A 9,847-nucleotide genomic window follows, 5' to 3' on the forward strand; every position below is an offset into this window, starting at 1 on the left:
TATAAATTACCAATCATGGGAAACGCTATGGGTATCTGAAAGAAAGGCGGTTTTTTCCATGATTGGTTTTTTGATTGCCCTGATTTCCGGGGCGCTTATGAGTATTCAGGGAGTGTTTAACACACAGGTTACAAAGGCCTCCAGCATTTGGAGCGCCAGCGCCTTTGTGCAGTTTACTGCGCTTTTGGTCTGTCTGGGAGCCTGGCTCTGCACAGACAGAAGCTCTCTTTTGAATGTGTGGCAGGTGCAGCCCAAGTATATGCTGCTTGGGGGCGCCATCGGAGCCTTTATCACCTATACGGTGATCAAGAGCATGGATGCACTGGGGCCTGCAAAAGCGGTGATGCTCATTGTGACGGCCCAGCTGGCAGTGGCATATTTGATAGAGCTTTTCGGGCTTTTTGGCACAGAAAAACAGCCCTGGGAATGGAGAAAGGCTTTGGGAATGGGAATTGCCATCGCAGGCATTATTATTTTTAAATGGAAATGAAAATCTCACTTGTAAATTGGGGGCAATTCCTTTACAATAAATACAATCAGCATAGAGAGGCAATCCTTTGATTTTTCGGAAGATACCGGAAAGGAGGAGGACTATGGTGAGAAATTGTTACAAGAAAATGCGGACGGCTGTGATGGGGATATTGCTGTGCGCTTTTTTGAGTGGATGCACAGGAGATGATGTGCTGACTATTGTCTCTGAGGAGGAGACGGCCGGTGAGGACAATCAGGCCAAAGAAGAGACCATAGAAGCCTTCGCGGAGTGCGAAGACATAGATGGTCAGGAGAGCTTTCTTTATGTTCATGTCTGCGGAGCGGTGAAGGAGCCGGGAGTGGTGGCTTTAAAGGCCGGAAGCCGGGCGGAGGATGCGCTGCTTGCGGCGGGAGGCTTTCTGGAGGAGGCTGATCAGAATTATGTGAATCTGGCGGCTCCTGTGGAGGATGGAGAGAAGCTGTATTTTCCCACTGTGCAGGAGGCTGCAGAGCTTGCGGATGAGACGGAAGCTCTGAAAAAAGGGCTGGTGAATATTAACACCGCAGACGCACAGGAGCTGTGCACGCTGCCGGGCATCGGTTCTGCCAGGGCCGGGGATATCATAGCCTATAGGGAAAAGAACGGCGGCTTTGAGCGCATCGAGGATATCATGAAGGTATCCGGCATCAAGGAAAGTGCATTTGAAAAGCTGAAGGATAAAATAACAACGGATTAGTGTGGGAAAGGATTGGCTAATATGGCGGTTAAGAGAGCGTTGGTTGTAGATGACGAAAAACTGATCGTAAAAGGGATACGTTTCAGCCTGGAGCAGGACGACATGCAGGTGGACTGTGCCTACGACGGCGAGGAAGCGCTGGAGTATGCCAGAAACAATCAATACGATATCATTCTGCTGGACGTAATGCTGCCAAAGCTTACCGGCTTTGAGGTCTGCCAGCAGATTCGGGAATTTTCCAATGTGCCCATTATTATGCTGACGGCAAAGGGCGATGACATGGATAAGATTCTTGGACTGGAATACGGTGCGGACGACTACATTACCAAGCCCTTTAACATTCTGGAGGTGAAGGCGCGCATTAAGGCCATCATGCGCCGGGTGGAGCCTAAAAAAGCGGCGGGGGAAGCGGCAAAAATCGTGGAAAGCGGAGATCTGCGCCTTGACTGCGAGGGCAGAAGAGCTTATATCGCGGGAAAGGAGATCGGCCTTACCGCCAAGGAATTTGAGGTGCTGGAGCTTCTTATGCTCAATCCAAACAAGGTCTACAGCAGGGAAAGTCTGTTAAAGCTGGTGTGGGGAGCGGATTATCCCGGAGATGTTCGTACGGTGGACGTACATATCAGAAGACTCCGGGAAAAAATAGAAGAAAACCCCAGCGAGCCTAAGTACGTGCACACCAAGTGGGGGGTAGGCTATTATTTTTTGAATGCATAAGGTGGAGATGAACGGTAAATTTTTAAAGAAGCTTAAGGAGCTTTTGCTGCTTAAGAGCTTGAAAGCCCGGATCTTTGTGATTATTCTGGCGGTGGGCATTGTGCCCAGCGTTTTGATGCGGTACGGGATTGTGGAGAATTACGAAGAGCGGGCGGTGGAAAATCGCATTTCCACTGTCCAGAACCAGCTGATGATCGTGGCAAACCATCTGGTGAGCAATAACTATCTTACCAACTATCGGTCGGAGGATCAAAGCTACCGCACTTCCAGAGAAGTGATCAATGCGGAGCTGGAGATGCTTTCCAACCTGTATGAGGGCCGGGTCATGATTATCAACGGCAATTTTGAAATCATAAAGGATACCTACGGGATCAGCGAAGGCAAGACCATTATCTCCGAGGAGGTAATCAAATGCTTTCAGGGAGAAACCACGTCCCACTATGACAGCGAAAATGGCTATATTGAGCTTACCACACCTATCGTAGATTCCACGGCGGAGCAGGAAAAAAGCGGATCCACTGCAGTGAAGGGAGTTATGCTTACCAGTATTTCCAGCGAGAGTATCTCCTCTACCATGGACACATTAAACCGAAAGGCTGTGATACTGGAAGCCCTTATGATTATGGGCATTGTGGCCCTTGCCATCATACTTTCTGCAGTGCTTACCAGACCTTTTAACAGGGTCACGGAGGCTATCAATGAGGTGAAGGAGGGCTTCAGTGATGAAAGCATTTCCGTATCCGATTACGTGGAGACTGCCCACATTGTAGACGCTTTCAATCAGCTGCTAAAGCGCATGAAGGCGCTGGACGACTCCAGACAGGAATTTGTGGCAAACGTGTCCCATGAGCTGAAAACGCCCATGACCTCCATAAAGGTATTGGCGGACTCCCTGCTTGTACAGGAGAATGCCCCGGCAGAGCTGTACCGGGAGTTTATGGGAGATATTGTTTCAGAGATCGACAGGGAAAATCAGATTATCACGGATCTGCTGACGCTTGTAAAGATGGATAAAAAGGTGCAGGATATGAATATCGTATCCCTGGATATCAACGAGCTGACGGAGCTGATCTTAAAGCGGCTTCGCCCCATAGCGCGCAAGAAGGATGTGGAGGTAGTCTTTGAGAGTGTGCGCCCGGTGGTTGCGGAGGTGGATGAGGTCAAGATGACGCTCATTATGACGAACCTGGTGGAAAATGCCATCAAATATAACAAGGAGCATGGCTGGGTGAAGGTTGTGGTGGACGCAGATCATCAGTTCTTCACTTTCGAGGTCAGCGATTCCGGTCTGGGGATTCCAGAGGAGTCTCTGGCGCACATTTATGAGCGTTTTTACCGGGTGGACAAATCTCATTCCCGTGAAATTGGGGGGACCGGACTTGGACTTGCCATTACAAAGAGCGCTGTGCTGATGCACAGAGGCTCCATCACGGTGACCAGCACGGAGGGCGAAGGCTCCTGTTTTTTGGTCAAAATACCGCTGACCTATATTGCACAATAAACGAATGGGAATTTTTATGAAAAAATGGAACAGTATTCTGCTCTTTTTATTCTGCCTGTTGGTCCTTGGCGCCTGCGGAAGAAAGCAAGAGAGCGGCGAAAACATTTATCAGGTTTACTATGTGAGCAATACGGAGACAAAGGTGGAAATGCACGAACACCAGATGCAGGGCACAACCACAGAGCAACAGCTGGATGAGCTGATAGAATGTCTGTCCACTATGCCGGAAAAGCTGGAGTATAAAGCGCCCTTTGCCATGGGCTTTTCTCTGCTGGACGTTTCTCTGGAGGAGGAGAGGGTGCTTTTAAATGTGGATGCGGCTTATAAGGAAATGCCGCCCACAACCGAGGTGCTGGTGAGGGCTGCCATTGTGCGCACGCTCACTCAGATTCCGGAGATCAGCTATGTGGGAATTAACGTGGAGGGCGAGCAGCTTTACGACAATTTGGAGAATCCGGTGGGATGGATGAGCGCAGACCAGTTTATTGACAATGACGGCAATGAAATCAATACCTACGAGCTTGTGCGGGTAAGCCTTTACTTTGCAAACGAAGGCGGAGACCAGCTGATTGAGACTTACCGTGAAAAGCATTACTCCACCAATACGCCGCTGGATCGTTTTGTGGTGGAGGAGCTGATTGCAGGACCAAGCGGCCAGATTGAGGGAGTGTATCCTTCTGTCAATCCGGATACGGAGATTATCAATGTAATGACCAGAGACGGTATCTGCTACGTAAATCTGGACGAGACCTTTCTGACAGTAGTAAACAATGTGCCTACGGAGATATCCATATACGCAGTCGTCAATTCTTTGGTGGAGCTTTCCAATATAAACAGAGTGCAGATTCTTATCAATGGGGAGGTTCCAGCCTCCTTTGGCAGCGCTGCCTATGAGCGCAATCTTGACATGGTGACCACACTGGAGCCTTAAAGGGCAGGAAGGAAGGGAAGGATGAAAAGACCCTTGCTCATGCTATGCCTGTGCCTGGCGCTGACAGCCCTTGTGCGGACCAGGGGGAGTGGTCCGCCCGGGACTCTTGAGGCCTTTTTGGAGGCCTTCGGGCAGAAGGGCCTGGAACCGCTTGCCGTCACAGGACGTATCTATCAAAAAGAAGATCAAAGCATTTATCTGAAAAACGTATCTATTCTGATTTCAGCTGCAGGTCAGCAGCAGGAAATTCCTTTAACGGAAAATATAATATGTGAATGGGAAGAAAAAGAGCTTCTTCCTCTGGGCAGCGCTGTTTTGCTTTCGGGCAAAATAGAGCCCTTTTATGCCGCATCCAATCCGGGGGAATTCGACCGGAGACAATATTATAAAACCCTGGGAATTGGAGGCAGGCTGTCAGAGGGGAGGCTTCTGGCAAAGAGTGAAAGTCATTGGGCTGTGGCAGAGGCACTGTACCAGCTAAGACAAAATTGGAAGGAGAGATTGTATTCTATTATGCCCCCAAGGGAAGCATCTGTGATGAGCACCATGCTGCTAGGGGATGATGCCGGTCTGGACCGGGAAATCAAAGAATTATATAAGAGGAATGGAATTGTGCATATTTTAAGTATATCCGGGCTGCATATCACCCTGATTGGCATGACGCTGTATCGTCTGCTCAGACGTATGGGGATGCCGGTCTGGCCTGCGGCCCTGGCAGGCAGCGGCATTTTGATTCTCTATGGCATTATGACGGGGCTTGGGGTGTCTGCCTTAAGGGCTATCGCCATGTACCTGATTCGGATGCTGGGAGAGGTCCTGGGCAGAACCTATGATATGCTTACCGCCCTGGGAGTGGCGGGAGCAGTTACGCTGCTTTTCAATCCTATGTATTTGTACCATGCAGGATTTCTGCTTTCCTATGGAGCTGTGCTTGGCATGGGAGTCTTAAAGCCGACGCTGTTTGGGGGAGAGAGAAAGCAGAAAATAAAAAGGTATGAGCCCGGGAAAATAAAAAGTGTCCTGAAGGGTATGATTTATCAAAAAATCCAGCAGGCCTGGGAGTCCATGGAGGCCAGTGTCAGCGTAACGGCAGCTACTCTTCCTGTGCTTTTGTGGTTTTATTATGAGGTGCCAATTTATTCGGTTTTTCTCAATCTGCTGATACTGCCTCTTATGGAGCCCATCATGCTCACCGGAATTTTGGGAATGACGCTTCCCGGCATGGAGTTTTTGGGAGAAATCTGTGCCCTGCTTTTAAAGGGATATGAAAGACTCTGCTGTATCTTTGAGGGGCTTCCTTTTCATACCTGGAATCCGGGGCAGCCAAAATTCTGGCAGATCGCAGTCTACTATCTGCTGCTGTGTGGAGCCGCAGCGGCGGGGAAGGGGAGGCTTCGTGGAAAAGCAGCAAAGGGGCTGTGTATCTGCGCCGGGCTTTTGGTGTTTTCCCTCTCCGGGCTGCCAAAGGACAAGGTCACGTTTTTGGACGTGGGACAGGGGGACTGTATCTGCATTCAGACGGCGGCGGGACAAAATTATTTGTTTGACTGCGGCAGCAGCAGCCGAAACGGTGTGGGAACCTATGTGCTTGCGCCTTTTTTGAAGCGACAGGGGATATCCCATGTGGACGCTGTTTTTGTCTCCCACCCGGATTCGGATCACACAAACGGGATAGAAGAACTTTTGAAGGAGGGACAGATTACTTTTGGGGAGCTGATACTGCCGGATATTGAGGAAGCGAAAAAAGAGGAAGCCTTTGCGGACCTTCTTGCCGCGGCCGGAGAGTGCCCGAAAAATCCCCCTGACATAAGATACATAAAGGCGGGGGATTCCTTTACAAGCGGAAAAATGACCGCTCTCTGTCTCCATCCTCCAAAGGGCTTTTCCGGGGAGGACGCCAATGTGTATTCCCAATGCTTTTATGTGAAATGGGAGGGTGGGCCGTTATCCCTGCTGCTTACGGGGGATACGGAAAAGGAGGGAGAAGCGCTCCTTTTAGAGCAGCTGAAGAGCCGGGGAATTGAAAAGGTGGCCATACTGAAGGCCGCCCATCACGGTTCTAAAAACGCCACAGGAAAGGAGCTGCTTTCCAGCCTTTCTCCGCAGCTTGCGGTGATTTCCTGCGGAAAAGAAAACAGCTACGGACATCCTCATGAGGAGGTGCTTAGACGGCTGGAAGAGGAGAAGGTGCAAATCCTGCAGACGCCGCATACGGGAGCGGTGACAGTAACCTGCAAGAGAGGAAAAATTCTGATTCTTTCACAAAACCGATAGAATCAAAAGCTCCACGCTGAGAATATCGTTCATGCGGCCCGTTTTTACCGCCTCCTCCGCCTCTACGCACCGGCGCACAGCGCCCCTTAAAACGGAGGTCTTAAAGCGGGCTGCCTGGGCCGCATATTTTCCGGCAATAAAGGGAGGGACGCCGATTTTGGAGCCCACAGTTTTGTTATCGTAGCCCCTTGCCTTCAGCTCCTTGGTCTGCAGCAGCAGGTTACATTGTCTGGCGATGAGAAATAAAATGCGCATGGGGGGCTCCTTTAAGGCCAGAAGGTCATAGTAGAGCTCCAGGGCCTTTTGCGTCTGCTTGTCCGCGATGGCGTTAATCATATCAAAAATATGATTGCTGATACGGCTGGTGCACACCGCTTCCACATCCTGGGCTGTGACCACGTCCCTGTCCATGCAGTAGCAGATCAGCTTTTCCAGCTCCATTTGGATATTTTCCATATCCGTTCCTGTTTTGGACAAAAAAAGCTGCATGGTGCTTTCCGTGATTTTCTTTCCTTCTCTGTTCAAAATACCCGCCGCCCAGCGCATCAGAGAATTTTCATCCTGCAGGCCGAATTCTGCAGCGTATCCCTTAGACTGCACTGTTTTATACAGCTTGCTGCGCTTATCCACCTCGCTTTCTGTGAAAACGAAATAAGAGGTCTCATTTGGCGCGCTTAAATATTCTGCCAGCTTTTCTCCTCCGGACTTAAACAACCCGCTGTCTTTGATGAAGAACACACGGCGCGGGGCCAGAAACGGAAGGGTTTCAGCCAGATCGATGATTTCCCCCACGGAAATATCCTTTCCCTCATAGAAATGCGTATTCATGCCATCATCCTGGCCGCACAGCGCGTCTTTGAGCCGGTTCGCATATTGCCTGCGCAGATACCGCTCCTCGCCGTACAAGAGATAGACCTGCTTAAAATTTCCCTGCTTGATATCCTGATTGATGCGCTGCATACAAAGACTCCGTTTCCTCAAATGGTTTATCCTTATTATAGGCAAAAAAGACAAAAGACACAAGGATTTATATGACGGTTCAGCCATAAGAGGGCAAGCCCTGAGCATGGGTGCTTGCACATAATGCTCATGTGCAATAAAGTAACGCACAAGAATTTGATAGACAGCAGCCCTATATTCCGTAAAAAAGCTCTTGACATATGTACGAAATCGGATATAATATAAATGTACGAAATCGGACAAGGAGATGAATATATGCACTATTTACACGCAACAGAATATACGCACTTATCCGGGGAAATCAATTCCCTTTATCATGAAATGGCGGTTAAAATGGGACTTCCCGATAGTGTTATGAATATTTTATATGTCATTTGCGAAAAAGAAGACAGATGCCTTCAAAGTGAAATCAGCAAGCTAACCGGTATCAGCCGTCAGACAATAAATTCCGCAATCCGTAATTTAAAGAAAGATGGAATCGTATATCTTGAACAAGGTCATGGACGAAATACCATTGTTTGCCTAACTGAAAAGGGGAAGAAAATTTCAGAAGAAAAAATTCTTCCTATATTTGAAATTGAAAATAAAATTTGGAATGAATGGACAGCCGAAGAACAGCAGCAATATCTAATGCTTACACAAAAATATCGTGACGCATTGCAAAAAAATATAAATCTGTTTTTTCATACAGCGCCATCCTTAAAGGAGTAGTTATGAATCGAGATAACAAGCGAAAGCAATTTGAAAAAGGTTATTATAAAACACATAGGCCCAAACTGCCTGAGCAGCTTACATTTAGATATTGAGCCGGGAGACAGGGAAGCCGATTGTAGCGGTATCATGGATCCGGTGGGGGTATGGGTTAGAAAGTATGGAGAGTGGGCAATCATCCATCGTTGCCGCAGATGTGGGCATTTAAGCTCTAACCGTGTAGCAGCAGACGATAATCCTATGAAATTGATGTCGATTGCAATGAAACCACTTTCCCAACCGCCTTTTCCATTAGAAAAAATTGAAGACATCTATTCCAGAAAGTGACCGGCCATAGTATAATGGAGTCAGCGACAAATTGGAACTTCACGAGACGGAGTAATTGTAATGAATGAAAAAATATATAGGACTCAATGCGGGAATATTCATTATTGGATAAATATGGCGCAGGGTTCTGGAAATATAACCTTGATTTTTCTTCCAGGATTAACTGCAGATCATCGATTGTTTGATAAGCAAATCGAATATTTCGAGGGGAAATATAATGTGTTTGTATGGGATGCACCTGGTCATGCAAAATCATGGCCATTCAAATTTGATTTTTCATTGCTGGATAAAGCAAAATGGCTTGATGACATTTTGTGTCGGGAAAACATTCACTATCCGGTTATTATAGGGCAATCCATGGGCGGTTATGTTGGGCAGGCATATTCGGAGTTGTTTCCTAACAAATTGAAGGGATTTGTTTCTATTGATTCAGCACCTTTGCAAAGAAAATATGTGACGGAAATCGAATTGTGGCTTCTTAAAAGAATGGAGCCGGTATATCGATATTATCCATGGAAGTCATTATTGAAAACCGGAATAAAGGGTGTTGCCACATCTTCGTATGGAAGGAAACTGATGTATGATATTATGATGATCTACGATGGCGACCAAAAAAGATATGCTCAAATTGCAGGACATGGTTTCAAAATATTAGCAGAAGCAATGGAAGCCAATCTTCCATACAAGATAAAATGTCCGGCACAACTGATATGCGGAGAAAAAGACCATGCAGGTTCTTGTATTCGGTATAATAAAGCATGGCATAAAAATACTGGAATTCCAATAGCGTGGATAAAAAATGCAGGGCATAATTCAAATACCGATGCACCTAAAGAAGTGAATTCGTTAATAGTGAAGTTGATAAATGAGCTATGATGAGATGGCAGAAAAGTTTCATCTTATCAAGTTGTTCATTATCAGGTCAATCTGACCAGATCCCCTCGCAAATCGCGGCAAAACGGGGCTGAATAACGAAGCAGGAAGGCGCTTGCTACACCACTACTATACCATTTTTGAGAGTGCCTTGATGTGACGATTTTTATAGATGATACAAAAGCTCATGTGCCATAAAGTAACACAATAATTTGATAGACAGCCTTACTATTCCGCAGATTGAGTCCAAAAAAGCTTGACCACTACAGAAGAACTGGAGGTTGTGGTGGGGCTGGTGGAACGGTGCGTGGCAGAGAACGCCCGGACGGCTCTCGACCAGGATGA

At 47.6% G+C, this 9,847-nt stretch carries 10 protein-coding genes; 9 read left to right on the plus strand and 1 reads right to left on the minus strand.

What is annotated here, in order from left to right:
* Window positions 1-58 precede the first annotated feature (58 nt).
* The 6 genes from SHK35_RS10580 (at window position 59) to SHK35_RS10605 (ending at window position 6,631) form a co-directional block, all read left to right on the plus strand.
* Window positions 59-490: a DMT family transporter gene (locus SHK35_RS10580; RefSeq protein ID WP_318704571.1), complete on the plus strand. Its 432-nt coding sequence runs from the start codon at window positions 59-61 to the stop codon at window positions 488-490.
* Window positions 491-593: 103 nt separating this feature from the next.
* The gene (locus SHK35_RS10585) at window positions 594-1,208 is read left to right on the plus strand and encodes a helix-hairpin-helix domain-containing protein (RefSeq protein ID WP_318704570.1); all 615 of its coding nucleotides are present in this window, start codon (window positions 594-596) and stop codon (window positions 1,206-1,208) included.
* Between the two features lie 21 nt (window positions 1,209-1,229).
* Window positions 1,230-1,925, plus strand: coding sequence for a response regulator transcription factor (locus tag SHK35_RS10590; protein WP_318704569.1), 696 nt, complete (start codon window positions 1,230-1,232; stop codon window positions 1,923-1,925).
* Between the two features lie 7 nt (window positions 1,926-1,932).
* Window positions 1,933-3,426, plus strand: coding sequence for a sensor histidine kinase (locus SHK35_RS10595; protein WP_318709730.1), 1,494 nt, complete (start codon window positions 1,933-1,935; stop codon window positions 3,424-3,426).
* Window positions 3,427-3,442: 16 nt separating this feature from the next.
* Window positions 3,443-4,357: a GerMN domain-containing protein gene (locus SHK35_RS10600; protein WP_318709731.1), complete on the plus strand. Its 915-nt coding sequence runs from the start codon at window positions 3,443-3,445 to the stop codon at window positions 4,355-4,357.
* A 21-nt stretch (window positions 4,358-4,378) separates the two neighbouring features.
* Complete coding sequence (locus tag SHK35_RS10605; RefSeq protein ID WP_318709732.1) at window positions 4,379-6,631, plus strand: DNA internalization-related competence protein ComEC/Rec2; 2,253 nt, start codon at window positions 4,379-4,381, stop codon at window positions 6,629-6,631.
* On the opposite strand, the gene holA is transcribed toward SHK35_RS10605, so the two are convergent.
* Entirely contained in the window at window positions 6,617-7,591 is a 975-nt protein-coding gene (holA, locus tag SHK35_RS10610) for a DNA polymerase III subunit delta (RefSeq protein ID WP_318709733.1), read from the minus strand. The two genes, SHK35_RS10605 and holA, sit on opposite strands and share 15 nt — an antisense overlap.
* A 225-nt stretch (window positions 7,592-7,816) precedes the next feature.
* On the opposite strand from holA, the gene SHK35_RS10615 reads away from it, so the two are divergent.
* Genes SHK35_RS10615 through SHK35_RS10625 form a run of 3 tightly spaced genes read left to right on the plus strand, consistent with a single transcriptional unit; the run spans window position 7,817 to window position 9,505 of the window.
* Complete coding sequence (locus SHK35_RS10615; RefSeq protein ID WP_318709734.1) at window positions 7,817-8,302, plus strand: MarR family winged helix-turn-helix transcriptional regulator; 486 nt, start codon at window positions 7,817-7,819, stop codon at window positions 8,300-8,302.
* Window positions 8,303-8,332: 30 nt separating this feature from the next.
* Entirely contained in the window at window positions 8,333-8,629 is a 297-nt protein-coding gene (locus SHK35_RS14210; RefSeq protein WP_334303687.1) for an RNHCP domain-containing protein, read from the plus strand.
* A 60-nt stretch (window positions 8,630-8,689) separates the two neighbouring features.
* Window positions 8,690-9,505 (plus strand): alpha/beta fold hydrolase, encoded by an 816-nt coding sequence (locus SHK35_RS10625; RefSeq protein ID WP_318709735.1) that lies wholly within the window; start codon window positions 8,690-8,692, stop codon window positions 9,503-9,505.
* The last annotated feature ends 342 nt before the right edge of the window (window positions 9,506-9,847 follow it).

Origin of the sequence: Candidatus Acetatifactor stercoripullorum (assembly GCF_944382095.1) — a bacterium.
In the GTDB taxonomy this organism is placed as follows: Bacteria; Bacillota; Clostridia; order Lachnospirales; family Lachnospiraceae; genus Acetatifactor; species Acetatifactor stercoripullorum.

Excerpts from the sequence above, each read along its gene's own strand:
- SHK35_RS10580 (WP_318704571.1), top strand. The coding sequence starts at position 59 with ATGATTGGTTTTTTGATTGCCCTGATTTCCGGGGCGCTTATGAGTATT.
- SHK35_RS10585 (WP_318704570.1), top strand. The coding sequence starts at position 594 with ATGGTGAGAAATTGTTACAAGAAAATGCGGACGGCTGTGATGGGGATA.
- SHK35_RS10590 (WP_318704569.1), top strand. The coding sequence starts at position 1,230 with ATGGCGGTTAAGAGAGCGTTGGTTGTAGATGACGAAAAACTGATCGTA.
- SHK35_RS10595 (WP_318709730.1), top strand. The coding sequence starts at position 1,933 with ATGAACGGTAAATTTTTAAAGAAGCTTAAGGAGCTTTTGCTGCTTAAG.
- SHK35_RS10600 (WP_318709731.1), top strand. The coding sequence starts at position 3,443 with ATGAAAAAATGGAACAGTATTCTGCTCTTTTTATTCTGCCTGTTGGTC.
- SHK35_RS10605 (WP_318709732.1), top strand. The coding sequence starts at position 4,379 with ATGAAAAGACCCTTGCTCATGCTATGCCTGTGCCTGGCGCTGACAGCC.
- holA (WP_318709733.1), bottom strand. The coding sequence starts at position 7,591 with ATGCAGCGCATCAATCAGGATATCAAGCAGGGAAATTTTAAGCAGGTC.
- SHK35_RS10615 (WP_318709734.1), top strand. The coding sequence starts at position 7,817 with ATGTACGAAATCGGACAAGGAGATGAATATATGCACTATTTACACGCA.
- SHK35_RS10625 (WP_318709735.1), top strand. The coding sequence starts at position 8,690 with ATGAATGAAAAAATATATAGGACTCAATGCGGGAATATTCATTATTGG.